Annotated in this window: 17 protein-coding genes; 8 read left to right on the forward strand and 9 right to left on the reverse strand. The window is 73.3% G+C overall.

Annotation, left to right across the window (positions count from 1 at the left end; genetic code table 11):
* Positions 1-40 precede the first annotated feature (40 nt).
* The 5 genes from ABD223_RS33340 to ABD223_RS33360 form a co-directional block, all read right to left on the reverse strand.
* Positions 41-1609 carry a S8 family peptidase gene (locus ABD223_RS33340; RefSeq protein ID WP_344040698.1) on the reverse strand — a complete coding sequence of 523 codons (1569 nt, stop codon included), beginning with the start codon at positions 1607-1609 and terminating at the stop codon, positions 41-43.
* 126 nt (positions 1610-1735) lie between these two features.
* Complete coding sequence (locus tag ABD223_RS33345) at positions 1736-2353, reverse strand: hypothetical protein (RefSeq protein WP_344040699.1); 618 nt, start codon at positions 2351-2353, stop codon at positions 1736-1738.
* Positions 2346-2792: a DUF4383 domain-containing protein gene (locus ABD223_RS33350; protein ID WP_344040700.1), complete on the reverse strand. Its 447-nt coding sequence runs from the start codon at positions 2790-2792 to the stop codon at positions 2346-2348. The genes ABD223_RS33345 and ABD223_RS33350 overlap by 8 nt, the downstream gene beginning before the upstream one ends.
* A 6-nt stretch (positions 2793-2798) precedes the next feature.
* Positions 2799-3212: an STAS domain-containing protein gene (locus tag ABD223_RS33355; RefSeq protein WP_344040701.1), complete on the reverse strand. Its 414-nt coding sequence runs from the start codon at positions 3210-3212 to the stop codon at positions 2799-2801.
* Positions 3209-4162, reverse strand: coding sequence for a Ppx/GppA phosphatase family protein (locus ABD223_RS33360; protein ID WP_344040702.1), 954 nt, complete (start codon positions 4160-4162; stop codon positions 3209-3211). The genes ABD223_RS33355 and ABD223_RS33360 overlap by 4 nt, the downstream gene beginning before the upstream one ends.
* 112 nt (positions 4163-4274) lie before the next feature.
* On the opposite strand from ABD223_RS33360, the gene ABD223_RS33365 reads away from it, so the two are divergent.
* The 3 genes from ABD223_RS33365 to ABD223_RS33375 all read left to right on the forward strand — a co-directional run bounded on the left by ABD223_RS33365 (position 4275) and on the right by ABD223_RS33375 (position 6815).
* Complete coding sequence (locus ABD223_RS33365) at positions 4275-5084, forward strand: SDR family NAD(P)-dependent oxidoreductase (RefSeq protein WP_344040703.1); 810 nt, start codon at positions 4275-4277, stop codon at positions 5082-5084.
* Between the two features lie 151 nt (positions 5085-5235).
* Positions 5236-5607: an SRPBCC family protein gene (locus ABD223_RS33370; protein WP_344040704.1), complete on the forward strand. Its 372-nt coding sequence runs from the start codon at positions 5236-5238 to the stop codon at positions 5605-5607.
* 275 nt (positions 5608-5882) lie between these two features.
* The gene (locus ABD223_RS33375) at positions 5883-6815 is read left to right on the forward strand and encodes an anti-sigma factor RsbA family regulatory protein (RefSeq protein ID WP_344040705.1); all 933 of its coding nucleotides are present in this window, start codon (positions 5883-5885) and stop codon (positions 6813-6815) included.
* 122 nt (positions 6816-6937) lie between these two features.
* Here ABD223_RS33375 and ABD223_RS33380 read toward each other — a convergent pair whose 3' ends face one another.
* The gene (locus ABD223_RS33380) at positions 6938-7561 is read right to left on the reverse strand and encodes a DUF305 domain-containing protein (protein ID WP_344040707.1); all 624 of its coding nucleotides are present in this window, start codon (positions 7559-7561) and stop codon (positions 6938-6940) included.
* Positions 7562-7762: 201 nt separating this feature from the next.
* On the opposite strand from ABD223_RS33380, the gene ABD223_RS33385 reads away from it, so the two are divergent.
* The 4 genes from ABD223_RS33385 to ABD223_RS33400 all read left to right on the forward strand — a co-directional run bounded on the left by ABD223_RS33385 (position 7763) and on the right by ABD223_RS33400 (position 12917).
* Positions 7763-9217 (forward strand): LVIVD repeat-containing protein, encoded by a 1455-nt coding sequence (locus tag ABD223_RS33385; protein ID WP_344040708.1) that lies wholly within the window; start codon positions 7763-7765, stop codon positions 9215-9217.
* Positions 9218-9525: 308 nt separating this feature from the next.
* Positions 9526-9741: a hypothetical protein gene (locus ABD223_RS33390; protein WP_344040709.1), complete on the forward strand. Its 216-nt coding sequence runs from the start codon at positions 9526-9528 to the stop codon at positions 9739-9741.
* Between the two features lie 257 nt (positions 9742-9998).
* Complete coding sequence (locus ABD223_RS33395) at positions 9999-12248, forward strand: choice-of-anchor P family protein (RefSeq protein ID WP_344040710.1); 2250 nt, start codon at positions 9999-10001, stop codon at positions 12246-12248.
* 57 nt (positions 12249-12305) lie between these two features.
* Positions 12306-12917, forward strand: a complete 612-nt coding sequence (locus ABD223_RS33400; RefSeq protein WP_344040711.1) for a hypothetical protein — start codon at positions 12306-12308, stop codon at positions 12915-12917.
* 58 nt (positions 12918-12975) lie between these two features.
* Here the strand turns inward: ABD223_RS33400 and ABD223_RS33405 are convergent, their stop codons facing one another.
* The 3 genes from ABD223_RS33405 to ABD223_RS33415 all read right to left on the reverse strand — a co-directional run bounded on the left by ABD223_RS33405 (position 12976) and on the right by ABD223_RS33415 (position 18135).
* A complete protein-coding gene (locus ABD223_RS33405; RefSeq protein ID WP_344040712.1) occupies positions 12976-14181 on the reverse strand; it encodes an alpha/beta hydrolase family protein in 1206 nt (401 codons plus the stop codon).
* Positions 14182-14278: 97 nt separating this feature from the next.
* Positions 14279-16765, reverse strand: coding sequence for a polynucleotide kinase-phosphatase (locus ABD223_RS33410; RefSeq protein ID WP_344040713.1), 2487 nt, complete (start codon positions 16763-16765; stop codon positions 14279-14281).
* Complete coding sequence (locus ABD223_RS33415; RefSeq protein WP_344040714.1) at positions 16765-18135, reverse strand: 3' terminal RNA ribose 2'-O-methyltransferase Hen1; 1371 nt, start codon at positions 18133-18135, stop codon at positions 16765-16767. Before ABD223_RS33415 ends, ABD223_RS33410 begins: the two co-directional genes overlap by 1 nt.
* A gap of 127 nt (positions 18136-18262) precedes the next feature.
* Between ABD223_RS33415 and ABD223_RS33420 the strand changes: the two genes are divergently transcribed.
* Positions 18263-18814, forward strand: coding sequence for a superoxide dismutase (locus ABD223_RS33420; protein WP_344040715.1), 552 nt, complete (start codon positions 18263-18265; stop codon positions 18812-18814).
* Positions 18815-18873: the final 59 nt, after the last annotated feature.

An 18873-nucleotide genomic window follows, 5' to 3' on the forward strand; every position in this document is an offset into this window, starting at 1 on the left:
GAGGCCGCGCGCGCCGCCGGTGCGTCGATCGGGGAGCAGGTCAGAACGTGAGCGTCCAGCCCTCGATCGTCCCGGTGTCGTAGATGTAGACGTCCGTCACCTGGAGCTTCCACGTGCCGTTCCTGGTCTCCGCGGAGGTGTCCAGCGCGAAGGTCTCGTGGATGCCGCCCGACGATCCGACGCCACCGGACCCGCGCAGCAGGTACGCCTTGCCGCTCGGTGCGATCAGGTCGACCACGAGGTCCGCGGTGTAGGTGTGCGCGATGTCCACCTCGACCTTGGTGGTCGCGGTGCCCGCGCCGGAGCAGCCGGTGATCGAGATGGCGGAGGTCACCGCCGCGCCCACGTCGGGGATCGCCACGTCGTCCGCGTTGGACCCGCCCGAGCAGGTGGGCGGGTTCGGGTCGCCGCTGATGAACCCCGTGTGCAGCAACTTGTTCGACGAACCCGAACCCGCGTTCTTGACCACGTCGGCGGTGGCGTTGTCGGTCAAGGCCTCGACCACCTGCGCCGGCGTGGCCGCCGGGTTGGCCGACAGGTACAGCGCCGCCGCGCCCGCCACGTGCGGCGAGGCCATCGAGGTGCCGCTGATCGAGTTGGTGTTCCCGGTGCGCCAGGTGGAGGTGATCCCGGTGCCCGGTGCGAAGATGTCGGTGCAGGGGCCGTAGTTGGAGAACGAGGAGCGGTTGTCGGAGCTGTTGGTCGCGTTGACCGTGATCGCCTCGGGCGTGCGGGCGGGCGAGGTGTTGCACGCGTCGCGGTTGTCGTTGCCGGAGGCGACCGCGGTGGTGACGCCGGAGGCGACGAGCTGCTTGATGGCGGTGTCCACGGTGGAGTTCGCGGAGCCGCCGAGGCTGAGGTTCGCCACCGCGGGCTTGACCGCGTTCTGCGCGATCCAGTCCACGCCGCCGATGATCTGCGACCACTGCCCGGAGCCCTGGCAGTTGAGCACCCGGACGCCGACCAGCTTCACGCCCTTGGCCACGCCGTAGGTGGTCGAGCCGATGGTGCCGGCGACGTGCGTGCCGTGGCCGTGGCAGTCCTGCGCCACCGCGTCGTCGTCGACGAAGTCGCGGCCGTCGTCCGCCCGGCCGCCGAAGTCGCTGTGCGCCTTGTGGATGCCGGTGTCGATGACGTACGCGGTCACGTTGGCGGCCGTGTTCGCGTAGTTGTACTTCGAGTCCAGCGGCAGGTTCTCCTGGTCGACCCGGTCCAGGCCCCACGTCGGGTTGTCCTGGGTGGCGGTGGCGTGCGCGACGGCGTCCTGCTCGACGTACGCCACGGCCGGGTCGGCGGCGAGCTCGCGGGCCTGCGCCTCGTTCATGGTGGCCGAGAAACCGCGCACGGTGGCGGTGTAGGTGAGCTTGACGTCGCCCCCGTACCGGTGGGCGAGGTCGTTCGCCTGGAACTGGGTCTGCTGAGCGGTGATCGCGTCGGCGCGCAGCACGACGATGTAGCTGTCCCTCACCGCGCCGGGCTCGCCGACGCCGAGGATCTCGCCCTCGGGTCGGCCGGCCGCGTAACCGTGGCCGACGCCGGCGAGCAGCAGCGCTGCCGTCGCCAGGCAGGCGGTGACGACCCGTCGCCGGGCCGAGCGGTCGTGTCGCATCGGTGGTTCTCCGTTCCACTCGGCCGCCTGGCAGGGAAGGTGAAGTCCGGCGGCCACGTGGCGCCCACCTTCGGCTGATGAGGGGGCGCGAACAATCCGGGTGGTCGTGCGCAGGGCTGCGCGCGCTCACGGGTCTTGTTCGGCCGGGCGACCGCGTCTGCTGCCGCGGTAGGCGCGTTCCCTGAGCCTGGCCAGCGGGGCCGGCGCCAGGTCCAGGCCCGGCGGCCGGTTGCGCACGGGGTCCAGCGGCGGCTGCTCGTCGTCGACGGGCAGCGGTCGGGCCACCAGCCGCCCGACCGGACGCCAGGGCGGACCCACCTCCAGGGTGAACCCCAGCTCGTCGGGCAGGTCGTCCAGCGCCGCCGAGCCGGCCTGCCCCGGGTCGGGCACGGCCGCCAGCCACACCAGGTCGCCGCGCCAGCGGAACGGGGCGATGCTGCCGTAGCGGGCGCTCGACCAGGTCCGCGCGGGTCGGGGCAGCACGCGAGCGAACGAGGTGGACAGCAGCACGTCCCACGGTCCGGGTAGCCGGAAGGCCAGCCCGAGCACGTCGGGCGCGCCACCGGGGGTGCCCGCGCCCTTGGACAGCCTGCCCGGCACCTCGGTGCGCCCCTTCGGCAGCGGGAGGGCGGGGTCGAACGTCGTGGTCACCGTGCCGGTGAACCACCGGCCACGCGGGTGGAACGCCCGCGCGCCGCGCACGCCTGCCAGTGCGCGGAACGCGGACGTCACGACCTCAGGCACTGCGCGCGTTGGGGTTGCCCTTGAGGCCCAACGCCAGTGCGATCATGCCGACGCCCAGGCCCAGGTGCAGCCAGTCGTCAGCGGTGTTGAACGGCGCGAAGTTGGCCGCGCTCCCCTTGTCGACCAGCAGCCCGTACAGCCACAGCACCAGGTAGACGACGCCGCCGCCGATCAGGAACGACCGGGCGGAGGGCACCGTGCGGGCCAGCGCCAGGCCGGCCGCGCCGAACAGCAGGTGCACCAGGTTGTGCAGCACGGACACGTGGAACACGCCGAGCAGGTGCGCGCCCGAGTCCGGACCCGCGAACGAGATCCGGTCCAGGTGCGCGGTGATGCCCGGCACGAACCCCAGCACGCCGACCAGCAGGAACACGACCGCGACCGCCATCGCCGCCGCGCGCACCGGGTGCGGCACGCGCGTCGTGGTGGTGCTGCTCATTGCGGATCACCTCGCTTGGGAGGGTGGTTTCCGCTCGACTACCCGGTGGTCGGGGCCGGAAACTACCCGACCGGTGGCTGCTGACCCCACGTCCGGGTAACGCGGGAACAACCGGTCGAGGTCGGTGCGCTCGAACACCCGGCGCACGTGCGGCGGCACGGCGGCCAGCCGCAGCCACCCGCCGGCGCGCTGCGCCCTGGCCCGCGTGCGGACCAGCGCGCTCATCGCCTGCGCGCCGCAGAACGCGACCCCCGACATGTCCAGCACGATCCGGTCGCGCCCCTCGGTGATCAGGCGGTCCATCTTGTCGAGCACCCGGCGCGCGCCCGCCAGGTCCAGCTCCCCGGTCGCCACCACCACCGCGCACCCGGTCCGGTGGGACTCGACCGACAGCGCGAGCATCCCCGTTGATCCCTTCACGCCACCTGGCTGATCTCATCGTCGTCGCCCTGACCACCCAGGGTGAGCAGCAGTCCCTCGCGGGTCGACCAGGGGCAGATCTCCACCTGTTCGTGCCCGGTGGCCGTCATCAGCGCCTCCACCACCAGCGCGCCGGCCAGGGACTGCTCGGCGCGGTGCCGGGAGATGCCGGGCAGCCGGGCACGCTTCGGCGGCGGCATGCTCGCCAGGCGCGGGATCCAGCGGCGCAGGTCGGTCAGCCGCAGTGAGCGCGGCGTGAACGGGCCCTCGTGCTGGGGGCGGGCCCCGGCCAGGCGCGCGAGCTGCTGGAACACCTTCGAGCAGCCGACCGCGCGGTGGTCGGCGGGGTTCGTGTCGGCCAGCGCCTCGCGCACGGCCTCGCGCACGCGGGCCAGCTCGCGGTCCTTGCGGGACAGCCCTTCGTCGGCCAGTCCGAGCGCCAGCCGGCGGGTCAGGGTGCGCGCGCCGAACGGCAGCGACCGGGCCAGCGACGGCACGGCGTCCTCGCCCGCCGCCAGCTCCACGGTGCCGCCGCCCACGTCCAGGACCAGCAGCGAGCCGGCCTGCCAGCCGAACCAGCGCCGCGCAGCCACGTAGGACAGGCGCGCCTCCTCGTCGCCGGGCAGCACGCGCAGCCGCGTGCCGGTGCGGCGGGCGACCTCGGCGATCACCTCGTCGGCGTTGGCCGCGTCGCGGATCGACGAGGTCGCGTACGGCACGAAGTCGGCCACGCCTTCCCGCTCGGCGATGCGGTGCGCGGTGCGGATGGCGTTCACGACCTGGTGGACGCCCTCGGGCGTCAACCGGTTGTCCCGGTCGAGGGCCCGGTCGAGGCGGAGCCTGGTCTTGTGCGAGAGCACCGGGTGCAACGGCGAGCCGTCCACCACCAGCAGGTGGGCGCTGAAGCAGCCGACGTCGAGCACACCGACCTGACCGCGTCTTCCGGACATCCCTCACCGCCATTCCTCACCCAGGGGCAGTGTGGGGTTCCCACGGCCACACCGTGTGAAACCGGATTGGGTGATATGACTGAGAGTAGTCGACGCCGGGTAGCCGATCCCCATGAGCACACCGGAGAGCAAAACGCGGCCACTGGCGGTGGTGACCGGCGCGTCCAGCGGCATCGGGCTGGAGCTGGCGAGGGTCTTCGTCGAACACGGGTTCGACCTGGTCGTGGCGGCGGAGAACCCGGCCGTGGAGGCCGTGGCGCGCGAGCTGGCCTCGGGCGGGGCGCGGGTCGACCCGGTGCGGGCGGACCTCGCCACCTACGAGGGCAACGAGGACCTGGTCGCGGTGGTCGAGCACGTCGGGCGGCCGGTGGCGGCGCTCGCGGTCAACGCCGGGGTGGGCCTCGGCGGCGACTTCGTCGACGACAGCGACCTGCGCGCGCACCTGCGGGTCGTGGAGCTGAACATCGGCTCGGCCGTGCACCTGGCCAAGCGGATCGTGCCCCCGATGGTGGAGCGCGGCGAGGGGCGCGTGCTGTTCACCTCGTCGGTCGCGGCGACCGGGCCGGGGCCGTTCCACTCGGTGTACGCGGCGTCGAAGGCCTTCCTCGCGTCCTTCTCCCAGTCGCTGCGGGAGGAGCTGCGCGACAGCGGGGTGACCGTGACCGCGCTGATGCCGGGCCCCACGGACACCGACTTCTTCCGCCGGGCGGGCATGGAGGACACCAAGGTGGCCACCGGCCCCAAGGACGACCCGGCCGAGGTGGCGCGCGAGGGGTTCGAGGCGCTGATGGCGGGCAAGGACCACGTGGTGGCCGGGTCGCTGCGGAACAAGGCGCAGGCCACGGCGGGGCGGGTGCTGCCCGACCCGGTGAAGGCGCGGGCGATGCGGGCCATGACCGAGCCGGGGGGCGGCAAGTCGTAGTTGTGGGTGGAGTTGGCGGTCGGCGGGGTGGGCGGTCGGCAGGGATGGCGGCCGGCGGGGGTGGCGGCCGGCGGCTGGTCACGGGTCCGGCCGGGATCGGAGCTGCGGGTTTCCCGGTGTGCGATCCCTCGAACGGGGTAACCCCTCGCACGTGACCATCCAAGCGAGACGCGACGTCCCCGCCCTCCCCGACCTGGTGTTCAACGCGGCCGCCGACCCGTCACGGCTGGCCTCGTGGCTCCCCGAGCCCTACCAGGTCGTCGGCCGCAACGGCGACGTGCTGATCCTGCGCGAGGAGGACGAACCGCGCCAGCTCAACCTGGCCGCCGACTACGACCGGCTGCTGCTGACCTGGGAGCCGCTGTCCGGCCGCGGCTGCCGCGGCGAGCTGCGGGTGTCCCTGTCGGGCGTCGCGGGCTGCGTGGCCGAGCTGCGCGTGGACGGCTGCGCGGACGAGCAGTTCCCCGCCCGGATGCTGGAGGCGCTGGCGGGCGAGGTGGAGCAGAACCTGACCGCCGGGTGACCGCGGTCGGCCGGGTCACCGGTCTCGCCCCGCCCGGTTCGGCCGGATACCGTGTGGCGGGTCCTGCCCCCGGCGGTGATCGGTTCGTCGGGTCGGCTCAGCCGTCGCCCGGGTCGCGGACCGTCCCGGCCGCCTCGGCGAACCGCGGTTCCGCCACGGGGCCGCGGTCCGCACGCACCGACCGCCCCGAGGACGGGTCCGGCCGCTCAGCCGGTTCGTCCGGGCGTGATACTGGACGGGCAGGCTCCCGCCAGCAACCGTTCGGAGGTTCCCCGGTGGTCGATTTCGTGCACGAGGCACTTTTCTACCGCGATGACGAGCAGTACCTCGCGAGCACCGTGCCGTTCGTGTGCGATGGCCTGGCGGCGGGCGAACCCGTCCTGGTGGCGGTCACCCAACCGGGCATCGACCTGCTGCGCTCGGCGCTGGGGCGGCGGGCCGACCACGTCGAGTTCCTGGACATGAGGCGCGCCGGGCGCAACCCCGGCCGGATCATCCCGGGCGTGCTGGCCGCGTTCGCCGACAACTCCTCGGCGGCGCGCGTGCGGATCATCGGCGAGCCGGTCTGGCCCGGCCGGACGGAGCTGGAGTACCCGGCGTGCGTGCAGCACGAGGCCATGGTCAACACCGCGTTCGAGGACCGGGCGGCGTGGCTGCTGTGCCCGTACGACGCCTCGCGCCTGGACCGCGCGGTGGTGCTGGACGCGGAGACGACGCACCCGGTCGTGGTCGAGGACTCGCGGCAGCGGCCGAGCACGGCCTACCGCGAGCCGTTCCTGACCGCGGAGGAGTTCAACCGGCCGCTGCCGCCGGTGCCCGCGGACGCGATCGTCAGCCGGTTCGACCTGGACGAGCTGTCGGCGGTGCGGCGGCTGGTGGCGGGGTTCGCGTCCGAGACCGGGCTGACCGCCGACCAGGTGGAGGACCTGGTGCTCGCGGTCAACGAGCTGACCACCAACAGCGTGGTGCACGGCGGCGGCGTGGGCGTGTTGCTGCTGTGGCGCGAGGGCGGCGTGGTGGTGTGCGAGGTGCGGGACGCGGGGCGGTTGGCCAACCCGATGGTGGGCAGGCGGAACCCGGGCGCGAGCGCGAACGGCGGGTACGGCGTGATGCTGGTGAACCTGCTGTGCGACCTGGTGCGCGTGCACACGCGGGAGGACGGCACGGCGATCCGCGTCTGGGTGGGACCGGCGGGCCCGACCGCCTGACCGGAGGGCACGCGGTGTCCGACCGGAGGACACGCCGTGCCTGACCGGACGACACGCGATGCCTGACCGGACGACACGCCGTGTCCGACTGGAGGACACGCGGTGCCGGGGCGGGCTCGGGGTCAGGTGGGCAGGAGGGCCTTCATGCGCTCGATTTCATCCGTCTGGGTGACGACCACGTCGTTGGCCATCTCCTCGACCCGCACGTCGGAGCCCGAGGACAGCAGCTCGACGGCCATCTTGATGGCGCCCTCGTGGTGGGCGATCATCAGCCGCAGGTAGAGGCGGTCGAAGTCGGCGCCGCGGGCCGCCTCCAGCGCGGCCAGGTCGGTGGGCGAGGCCATGCCGGGCATGGACGCGTGGTCGACCTCCGGGGCCTCGCCGCCGTGCCCGTGGGTGGCCGCGTTCTCGGCGTGGTCCCGCTGCCACTGCTCCATGCCGTCGATCTCCGGGCCCTGGCTGTCGTGGATGCGCGAGGCCAGGCCCTTCACGGTCTCGTCGGCGGCGCGGTCGGCCGCCAGCGCGGACATCTCCAGCGCCTGCCGGTGGTGCCCGATCATCTTCGCCACGTAGGTCACGTCGGCCTCGCTGGGCGCGACCCACCGGTCGGTGCCGACGTCGTCGGGCGAGAGCGTCCGCGCCTGTTCACCAGGCCCCTGGGGTGCGATGATGGGTGGTTGATCCTCGGCGCCGGACGTGCAGCCCGCCAGGACGGCCGCCAGCACCGCGATGACCAGGACCCGCATCCACAACTCCCCACTACGCCGGTCGCCCCAACCTACCCGGTGGTCCACGGGGTGAAAAGGCGAGAATTCCCGACGAACGGGTCTGGTACTTAGCGTTGCGAACAGGCACTATTTGCGGATCCCTGCACTGGGTTGGAAGGGGAAGCTGAAGTGGAACCACGCGAGTCGACCAGACGCCGCCGCCGAGCGCCGATCGCGGTCTTGGGGGCCTTCGCGCTGAGCCTGTCGGGGCTCGCCCTGGGCCCGCAAGCGACCGCGGCCCCCGAGGACGCCGAGCTGGCGGGCCTCTCGGAGGCGCAGCTGTCGAGCCAGGAGCAGCCGGACAGCGGCATCCCCGGCGTCGACGAAATCCGCAACACGCGCAACCTCAAGCTGATCGCGAACCTGCCGAAGCCGGCGCCGTTCACCACCTCGTCCACGTGGTCCGACCTGGCCTTCCAGGGCAACTACGCGTTCGCCGGCAACTACGACGGCTTCGTCGTCTACGACATCAGCAACCCGCGCAAGCCGAAGGTGGCCAGCGCGGTGCTGTGCCCGGGTTCGCAGAACGACATCTCGGTCAAGGACGACCTGCTGTTCCTGTCCACCGACTCGTCTCGCAGCGACGACTCGTGCACCAGCACCCCCCTCCCGGCGAGCAACAAGGCCGCGTGGGAGGGCATCAAGATCTTCGACATCAGCGACAAGCGCAACCCGCGCTACATCAAGGCCGTCGAGACCAAGTGCGGCTCGCACACCCACACCCTGGTGCCGGACAAGCGCGGCAAGAACGCCTACCTGTACGTCTCCTCGTACGGCCCCAACGCCGAGTTCCCCGACTGCCAGCCGCCGCACGACCTGATCTCCATCGTCAAGGTGCCGCTGAAGAAGCCGACCGAGGCGTCCCTGCTCTCGGAGAAGGTCATGTTCCCGGACGGCGGCAACCCCGGCCGGGACGGCACGGTCGAGACCGGCTACGTGCGCGCCACCTCGGGCTGCCACGACATCACCGTGTACCCGTCGAAGGACCTGGCGGCGGGCGCCTGCATGGGTGACGGCGTGCTGTGGAACATCTCCGACCGCGAGAACCCGCGCGAGATCAACCGCGTGCAGGACGACGTGAACTTCGCGTTCTGGCACTCGGCCACCTTCAACAACGCCGGCACGAAGGTGATCTTCACCGACGAGCTGGGCGGCGGCGGCGCGCCGACCTGCAAGGCGTCCATCGCCCCGACGCGCGGCGCGAACGGCCTGTACGACATCACCGGCCGCGGCGACGGCCGCAAGCTGGAGTTCCGCTCGTACTACAAGATCCCGCGGCACCAGGCGGAGACCGAGAACTGCGTGGCGCACAACGGTTCCCTGATCCCGGTGCAGGGTCGGGACATCATGGTGCAGTCCTGGTACCAGGGCGGCATCTCGGTGTTCGACTTCACCGACACCCGCAACCCCAGGGAGATCGCCTGGTTCGAGCGCGGTCCGCTGCCCAACGGCGCGGGCGGCGGCACGTGGTCGGCCTACTACTACAACGGCCACATCTTCTCGTCCGACATGGCCAAGGGCCTCGACGTCCTTGACCTCCGCGACCCGCGGACCGTGACGGCGAAGTTCATCCGCGTCGGCGAGCTGAACGTGCAGACGCAGGGCGCCTACCGGGACCTGTTCCCGCGCCGGTGACCTCGGCGCCCCGGCGCCGGAAGACCAGGGAGGGGCCCGCTCCGGCGGGCCCCTCCGCTGTTCCCGGGGAGGGCGCTCCCCTTTTTGCCGTCACTTTTCTCCGGTGACGTGGTCCTCCGCGGTGAATTGATCGGGGCACGATCGGCACGGGCCGCAGGATTGGCCGGCCACGCTCTCCCGAATTCCCCGCGAGGAGTATTCCGGCGCCCGACGCTCTCCTTCGTCGGGACGAGCGCGAGAATGCCCGGCCCCGACAGGCGGCCACCGGCGCGCGGCGCGCCGGCCTGGGCGCGGCCACGCGGGACTGCGTGGTGCCGAACGAGCCGGGCGCGGGCCGTTCGACGGCGCCGGGTCACGACCATTTCGCCGGATCACCGGGATTTGCTTTCTTCACCGATGCACCCACCGGTTGGGCCACCACGGTGAACGGTCAGCCGATCGGCGGGCGCGAACTGCGCGTCCCGGCCGATTCCGCCCTTTCCGATGACGAACTCCGCGAACCCGCCGAATTGCGACGTCCGTGAAGAGGGTTCCCCCCTATCAGCCCTGCGAGCTGGACCGTTCGCCGCAGCGGACGGGCGTCGGCGGTGACCGTGCGGAGCGCTTCGCAGGGCCGTTGGGAGGAGGCCCTCGCGGAAGGGGGTGAACGTCCACCCCTACTTTTGCCGACCCGGCTACTCACCTTTTGACCTGCGGTAACGCCCTTCGGAGCGCGGTCGACACGCGGGTGTCACGTGACGGAAATGCCCGATCCAGCTCCCACCACAGAAGGGCAGATCCCATGCGCCACCCCCGAAGACGAGTCGCGATCGCGGCCGTCGGGGCGCTCCTGCTCCCCGTCTGCCTGTCCGCGACGGCGGTCGCCGCCCCGGTGACCGGCGAAGACGTGCTCTACACGCTGGACGTCGACTTCGAGCAGGGCGTGCTCCAGGACGTCAACCACGACTCGCCGAACGACGACCAGCTCCAGCTCAACCGGCAGAGCGTGTTCTTCCCCTACGTCAACGTCGCCGCCTCCGCGCGCGGCACGATGATCCGCATCGACGTGGACACCGGCGAGATCATCGGCGAGTGGCTGTCCGCGCCGGACGGCCGCGGTCGCAACCCCTCCCGCACCACCGTGGACAAGCTGGGCAACACCTGGCTGTCCAACCGCAACGAGGCCGGCGGCGGCCAGGGCTCGGTCACCCGGGTCGGCGTGATCCGGGGCGGCACGCGGGTCGACTCCGGCGGCACGCCCGACCCCGCCGGCGACTACCTCCAGGGCCCGTTCGCCTACAACACCTGCCAGGACCGCGACGGTGACGGCCTGTTCGCGACCTCGCGCGGCCTGGGCGACATCCGGCCGTGGGTCAACACGGGCGGCGTCGACGACGACGGCGGCGTCGAGACCGCCGCCGACGAGTGCCTGATCACCTACAGCCGGGTCGCGGGCACCAACACCCGCACGGTCGCCGTGGACGCCAACAACGACCTGTGGACCGGCGGCTCGAACACCCAGCACCAGAAGATCTCCGGCGTGGACGGGTCGCCGCTGAGCACGCCGGTCAGCTTCGGCTGCGGCGGCTACGGCGGCCTGGTCGACCAGGCGGGCACGCTGTGGTCCGCCCGGTACGGCGCCAACCTCCTGCGCTACGAGCCGGGCGCCGGCACGGGCGCGTGCCTGAACACCGCCCACGGCGACTACGGCCTGGGCATGGACCCGCGGACCGGCGAGATCTGGCACACCAGCGTCAACGGCGGCGTCGTGGTCAAGCTCGATCCGGCGGGCAACATCCTCGGCACCTTCCCGCACGGCAACGCGCGCTCGCAGGGCGTCGCGGTCGACAACGACGGCAACGTGTGGGTCGCCCACTCGCTCGACGCGGGCACGACCACGGTCGGCCACCTGCGCACCGACGGCACCTACGTCGGCAACGTGACCCTGCCCGGCGGCGACGGGCCCACCGGCGTCGCCGTGGACACCAACGGCAAGGTGTGGGTCGCCAACATCAACTCCAACAACGCCCAGCGGATCGACCCGGACGCGGGTCCGATCGGCGGCGGCGGTTTCCCGGTCGGCGCGGTCGACCTGACCGTGGACCTCGGCGCCGGGGCCGGTCCGTACAACTACAGCGACATGACCGGGTCGGTGCTGGGCGAGATCACCGCGCCCGTCGGCACCTGGTCGGTGGTGCAGGACGGCGGTGTCGCGGGCCAGACCTGGGGCACGGTCACCTGGAACACCGAACCGCAGGGCAGCGTGCCGCCGGGCACCTCGATCACCTTCGAGGCGCGGGCCTCGGACACCGAGGCGGGCCTGGCGGGCGAGGCGTTCGCACCGGTCTCCAACGGGACGGAGTTCGCGCTGGTCGGCAGGTACATCGAGGTGCGGGCGACGCTGACCGCGGCGCCGTCCGGCACGAGCCCGGTGCTGTCGGACGTGCGGATCACGACCTCCGAGCGGACCGGCGTGTTCTCCTGCCAGGCCACGGCGCTGAACCTGGCCGGCGTGATCCTCGCCCGGGCCAACCCGCCGGACGTGCCGTGCGTGGACGACTTCGCGCAGGTGGCGAACGTGAACCTGCCCGCGGGCATCCTCAACGTGCAGGCCGGCGCGTTGACCGCGCGCACGGACCAGACACCGGACGACCTGCTCGCGCTGCCACCCGCACCCGGTGACGGCGCGGTGTCCACGGCCCGGGTCGAGCACACCCGCATCACCGCGCTGCTGGTCAACGTCGAAGTGGGCGTGATCCAGGCGAACGCCTCGGTGACCTGCGACGCGTCGCTCAACCCGGTGTTCGCCGGCTCGTCGCAGATCGCGAGCCTGCGGATCAACGGGGTGAACGTGGCGGTCGGCAGCGCACCGCTGACCATCCCGCTGGTGATCGGGTCGCTGCGGCTCAACAGCACGACCACGACGGCGACCAGCGTGACGCAGCAGGCGCTGGTGCTGGACACGCCGCTGACCGACGTGGTGCTGGGCGAGGCCAGGGCGAACGTCGAGGCGCTGCCGGGTGAGCCCGGCGGCAGCCCCTGCCGGGTCTGAGCGCCACCCCACTAGTAGCCGTGCTATATGTAGTGCGGCTACTAGTGGGGGTCGACGATGAGCCGGAAGCTGCTGGTGTGGTTGCACGTCATGACGTCCACCGGGTGGATGTTCATGGCGCTGGCGCTGTTCGTGGTGGTGAACTACGCGCTGGTTGGGCGCGTGTGGGCGTTCGAGGTGGCGCTGCTGCTCGACGTCGAGGTGCTCCAGGCCATGGCGGGCGCGTCGGCGTTCAGCGGGCTGCTGCTGTCGGGGCTCACGCCGTGGGGCTACTTCCGGCACTGGTGGGTCGCCGTGAAGGTCGTCGTCACGATCACCCAGCTGTACGCGGGCATCTTCGTGCTCAGCCCGAACCTGCACCCGGGCGGCTCGACGGCGCTGCTGCGCGTCGGGTCGCTGCTCATGTTCTCGGCGCTGGCGTGCCAGGTGTGGCTGTCGGTGGCCAAGCCGTTCGGGCGGACGCCGTGGGCCACCGGGCCGAAGCCGCGCACCGCGCCACCGTGGGCGTTCGCGGCGTGCCTGGCCGTGCCCGCGCTCGACTACGCGTTGGGCCACCTGGTCCTGGGCCGGTCCACCCCGGTGCTGTCGCTGCTGGTCGTGCTCGTGCACCCGGTGGTCCGCGCCGTGCGCGCCCGGCGGCGGCTCGCCGCCGCCGGGCGGGCGGTGTGACGCGGGCGCCGGCGGGTGGAGCCGGTGCGGCGGCGACGAGCACCGGCGCGACCAGCGCCTAGTGGAACTCCACCTCGGGGTACCGGTCGGACGGCCCGTCGAACAGCCGCTGGGGCCGGTGCCCCAGGTGCAGGTCGAAGAAGGCGGTCACGTACGCGCGCTGCGCGGCGACGCTCCGACCGGGGTCCACGGTGCCGATGGCGGCTTCGGGCACGGCCGGGTCCAGGCCCGGTCGCGACAGCAGCACCTGGTGGTCGGTGTAGCTGAAGTGCTCGCCCGCCGGCAGGTGCAGCCGCCGCACCCAGCCCCGGTGGTTGGCCAGGAACTCCTGCCAGGACGGGTCGGACGCCGCGCTGTGGTCACCGGCGCTCATCAGCAGGAACGGCCGGTCCAGGCCTTCCCGGGCGACCCGGCCGAAGTCGCCGGTCGACTGCGCGTAGGCCATGCTGCCATCGAGGTTCGCGCCCGCGTCGACGCGCCGGTCCGCCAGCACGGCCTCCCCCGCGGTGAACCCGCCGCCCGAGTGGCCGAACACCCCGACCCGGGACAGGTCCAGGGCCCGGCCGAGGCCGCGCGGCAGCCGCCGCCGCTCCGCGTCGGGGTTCCCGCCCGCGGCCAGCACCTCCAGCCGGTCGAGGACGAAACGGGTGTCCCCCACCCTGGTCGCGATCATCTCCCTGAGCACCTCGGGGCTCGACGGCGGCAACGCGCGCCGCGCCACCCTGCCGCCGGGGAACTCCACCGCCGGGGGCTCGTGCGTGTGGTCGAGGGCCACCACCATGTACCCCTCGGCGGCCAGCTGCTCGGTCAGCGCGGTGCCGAAGGCCCGCGACTCACCCCGTCCCGGCGAGTAGAGGACGACGGGCCACCGGGCTCCCACCACGTCGGCGCCCGCGACCGAGTGGGTGGCGAAGCCGTAGTCGACCAGGTCCGCGTCGACGCCGAGCCGGGCCCCGTCCGCCTCGGCCACCACCTCCGCGGCGGCGGGAGTCAGGAACGGCGCGGGCGCGCCACCGCGCTTCGCCGGGTACCGGACGGTGACCATCAGCTCCCGCACCACGCCGGGCACCCACGGGTCCCGGCGCGCGTGGTCCACGAGGTGCAGCTCGGTGACGCCGACCGCGTGCGGGCCGGTCGGCGCCGGCAGGTCGGACCGGGGTGGCGCGGTGGCCGCGGTCGCCGGGACCGCGGCCACCACCGCACCGGCCACCACCGCGCCGGCCAGCGCGCCGAACCGGCGGGTGATCGATCGTTTTCTTGGCATGGGACGACGCTAGGGAGCGCACCGCACCGCCGTATCCGGGTGATCACCGAGCCGGGCCCGGAGCCCCCACCCCGAGCCGGGTGGGGGTTCCGGGCCGTCAAAGCCTCGGGTCCACCGGCTCGGACTCCAGCGCGAGCACGGCGAACACGCACTCGTGCACGCGCCACAACGGCTCGCCCTTGGCCGCGCGCTCCAGCGCCTCCAGCCCCAGCGCGTACTCGCGCAGCGCCAGCGACCGCTTCGCGCCGAGCCCGCGCTTGCGCAGCCGTTCCAGGTTCCGCGGCTCGGTGTAGTCCGGGCCGTAGATGATGCGCAGGTACTCGCGGCCCCGCACCTTCACGCCCGGCTGCACCAGGCCGCGCCGACCGCGCACCAGGTTGGCCAGCGGCTTGACCACCACGCCCTCGCCGCCGGCCGCGGTCAGCTCCTCCCACCAGCGGACGCCCGCCGCGACCTGCTCCTCGTCGGTCGTGTCGACCACCAGGCGCCGGGTCGGCCGGAACGGGCCGCCCAGGCGCGAGAGCACGTCCAGGTGCCAGAGGTGGTCCCGGTCGTGGAAGGTCCGCCCGCGCGCGGCGAGCAGCTGGAACGGCGCGATGGTCACGCCCGCGAGCCCGTCGGTGGGCGCGCAGTACCGCAGGTAGGCGTCGCGGTAGCCGGTCGCGTTGGCCAGCCGCCGCGCGGTGCGGTCGAGCAGGTCGGCCACGTCGACGCCGCGCCCGCGCGCCCGCGCCAGCTCGTCCGCCGCGGCCGACAGCCCGCCGGTCGCCGCCGCGCCGACCGGGGCGTACTGGTCCCGGATCAGGCCCGCCGCCTTGGCGTTCCACGGCATCAGCTCGGCGTCGATCAGCAGCCAGTCGGTGTCGAGCTCCTCCCACAGGCCGGCCCGGGTCACCTCCTCGCGGACCACCGCCACCAGCTCGTCGCCCAGCGGCGCGTCGAAGAACGCGCGACCGGTGCGCGTGTGCACCACGCCGCCGGACTCGCGGCGGACGTGCAGCACCGCCCGCGACCCCATGTGCTTCTCCTCGCAGATCACCTCGCGCACGCCCGCGTCGCGGTACTCGGCGAAGGCGTCCTCGGGGTGCTCCAGCACGTCCGGGCGCGCGGAGGTCGCCGTCGGGGCCATCGTCGGCGGCAGGTACAGCAGCTCGTGCGGGTCGACGGCGAAGCGGCTCATCACCTCCAGCGCCGACGCGGCCTGCTCCGGCCGCACGGTGACCCGGCCGTGCTGCCCGGTCTCGATCGTGCGGCGGCCGGTGACGTCGGTCAGCGCCAGCACGTCCGGGGCCCGCTCCGGCTCGGGCGCGACCAGCGGGCGCACCGGCTCGTACCAGACCCGGTGCGCGGGCACGGACACGACCTCGCGCTCCGGGTACCGCAGCGCGGTGAGCCGCCCGCCGAACACCACGCCGGTGTCCAGGCACAGGGTGTTGTTGACCCACTCGACCTCCGGCGTCGGCGTGTGCCCGTACAGCACCGTCGCCCGGCCCCGGTAGTCGTCGGCCCACGGGTAGCGCACCGGCAGGCCGTACTCGTCGGTCTCACCGGTCGTGTCGCCGTAGAGCGCGAACCCGCGCACCCGCCCGGACGCCCGGCCGTGGTAGCGCTCGGGCAGGCCGGCGTGCGCGATGACCAGGGCGCCGCCGTCGAGCACGTAGTGGGCGACCAGCCCGTCGCAGAACCGCTCGACCCGGTCGCGGAAGTCCTCCGGCTCGGCCGCCAGCTGGGCCAGCGACTCGGCCAGGCCGTGCTTGACCTGCACGTCGCGGCCGCGCAGGGCGCGCACCAGCTTCTGCTCGTGGTTGCCGCACACCGCGAACGCGTGGCCCGCCTCGACCATGCCCATGGCCAGGCGCAACACGCCGGGGGTGTCCGGGCCGCGGTCGACCAGGTCGCCCACGAACGCGGCCCGCCGTCCCGCCGGCGGGACGGCGTCGACCGGGCGGCCCCGCTCGTCGCGCACCAGGGCGTAGCCCAGCTCGACGAGCAGCTCCTCCAGCTCCGCGCGGCAGCCGTGCACGTCGCCGATCACGTCGAACGGGCCGGTCTCGTGGCGCAGGTCGTTGAGCAGCCGCTCCCGCACGACCACCGCTTCGTCCACTTCGGGCTGCGAGCGCAGCACGTGCACGCGCTTGAAGCCCTCGCGGCCCAGCCCCTTGACCGACTTGCGCAGCGCGGCCCGGTGGCGGCGCACGACGTGCGGCCCGAAGTCGCGGTCGGGGCGGTCGGCGTTGCGCGCCAGGCACACCTCCTCCGGCAGGTCGAGGACGATCGCGACCGGCAGGACGTCGTGCCGCTTGGCCAGCTCCACCAGGTGGGCCCGGTCGCCGCGCTGCACGTTCGTGGCGTCCACGACGGTCGTGCGGCCCGCGTCCAGGCGCTTGCCGGCCACGAAGTGCAGCGCCTCGAACGCCGCGCCGGACGCGGACTGGTCGTTCTCGTCGTCGGCGACCAGGCCGCGGAAGAAGTCGCTGGACAGCACCTGCGTGGGGGCGAAGTGCCTGCGCGCGAACGTGGACTTGCCGGAGCCGGACGCGCCGACCAGCACGACCAGGCACAGGTCCGGGATCTTGAGCTCCATCAGTTGTCGTCCCCCAGGGTGAAGACCGCGAGCTGGGTCGGCGCGCCGCGCTCGGCGTCCTCCGGCCCGATCGGCAGGTGTCGCACGGTGTAGCCGCGTCGCCCGGCCACGCCGGCGGCCCAGTCGCGGAACTCGGCACGGGTCCACTCGAAGCGGTGGTCGGCGTGCCGGTGCTGCCCGTGCGGCAGCGCCTCGAACAGGTCGTTGTACTCGACGTTCGGCGTGGTGACCAGGACCGTGCGCGGGCGGGCGACGGTGAACACCGAGTGCTCCAGGGCGGGCAACCGGTCCGGGTCCAGGTGCTCGACGACCTCCATCAGCACGGCCGCGTCGTAGCCGGCCAGCTCCGGGTCGGCGTAGGTCAGCGACGACTGGCGCAGCACGAGGCGTTCGCGCTGCCGGTCGGGCATCCGGTCCAGGTCCAGCCTGCGGGCCGCGACCTGGAGCGCCTGCGCGGACACGTCCACGCCCTGGACCTCGGTGAACGCCGGTTCCCGGAGCAGGGCGCGCAGCAGCGCGCCGCCGCCGCAGCCCAGGTCGAGCACCCGGCGGGCGCCGGCGGCCCTGAGCTGCTCGACGACGGCCTCGCGCCGCTGCTCGGCCAGCGAGACCCGCCGCTCCGCCAGGACCGGTTCGTCCAGCGCGTTGTCCAGCTCCTCCGGCTCGACCTCCTCCGCCTCGGCCAGCCTGGTCAGCGCCGACTGCACCAGCGGGCGGCGGCGAGCCAGGTAGCGGGTGGTGATCAGCTCGCGCTCGGGGTGCGCGCCGAGCCACCCCTCCCCCGCCCGCAGCAGCTTGTCCACCTCGTCCTCGGCGACCCAGTAGTGCTTGCCGCCGTCGAGCACGGGCAGCAGGACGTAGAGGTGCCGCAGGGCGTCGGACAGGGTGAGCGTGCCGGTGAGGGTGACGTCGGCGTAGCGGGAGTCCCCCTCGACGCCGTCGAGCGGGATCGGGGTGATGTCGGCGGTCCAGCCCAGCGGCGTGAACAGGCGCTCCACCAGGTGGTGGGGCAGGACCGGGAGGCGCGCGGTCAGCGGGATGGGGGTGGCGGCCAGCTCCGCCCGGCTGTCGCTGCGGCCGTTCATGGCGGTGCGGAAGACCGAACCGAGGGCGACGGTGAACAGCGACCCGGCCACGTAGGGCCGGTCGTTGACGTATTGGGTGAGCGTGCTGCCGGGCTTGCGGACCAGGGCGACCGGGTCGACCTCCAGCAGGAGCGCGACGGTGCACTCCTCGTCGTCCGCGCGTGGGTAGAACACGTGCGCGGTCCCCGAGGAGGTGGAGAACGACTGCGCCCGGTCGGGGTGCTTGTGCAGCAGGTGGCCGAGGTCGGTCGCCGGGCGGTGGGTGGTGGTCAGGGTGAGCAGCACCGGTCCAGTGTGGACGAGAAGAACACCCGAACACCCCTGATTTTCACCACTCGACCGGTGCTAGCGTCGAGGACGCCCCGACGCCGCCGCTCCCTCCGAAAGGCAACGACGCGTGAAACGTCGTCCAGTGCTCCTGCTCATCGGTGTGCTCGCGGCCGGCCTGACCGGCGCGCCCCCGGCCTCCGCCACCGGCTCGCCAACGGGTGTCGCGGTGACGGTCGCCCGCTTCGCACCGCCGGACCAGGCGACCAAGGCCTACACCTACGACACCGCGCTCATCGCACCCGGAGCGGCCGTGATGGTGGTCGCCTCGCCCGCCCGGACCTCGACCAAGACCCTGCTCAGCGTCTACGGCCTGGTGCCCAACCGCACCTACGGCGCGCACGCCCACCAGCGGCCGTGCGGCGCCCTGCCCACCGACGCGGGCGCCCACCACCAGCACGCGGTCGACCCGGTGCAGCCGTCGGTCGACCCGGCTTACGCCAACCCCGACAACGAGATCTGGCTCGACTTCACCACCGACGCGCGCGGGCGCGCGGTGGTGGCCGCCTCGGTGCCGTGGCGGTTCGCGGACCGCCGGGCGGGCTCCGTGGTGCTGCACGCCGAGCGGACGGCCACCGAGCCGGGGCGGGCGGGCACCGCGGGTCCCCGGTTGGGCTGCGCCACGGTGCGGTTCTGACGCGTCCCGGGGGCCGCCCGGCACCGGCCGGCCCCCGGGTTCGCCCCGGTCAGGCGCCC

This window comes from Saccharothrix xinjiangensis (assembly GCF_039527585.1).
GTDB classification, from domain to species: Bacteria; Actinomycetota; Actinomycetes; order Mycobacteriales; family Pseudonocardiaceae; genus Actinosynnema; species Actinosynnema xinjiangensis.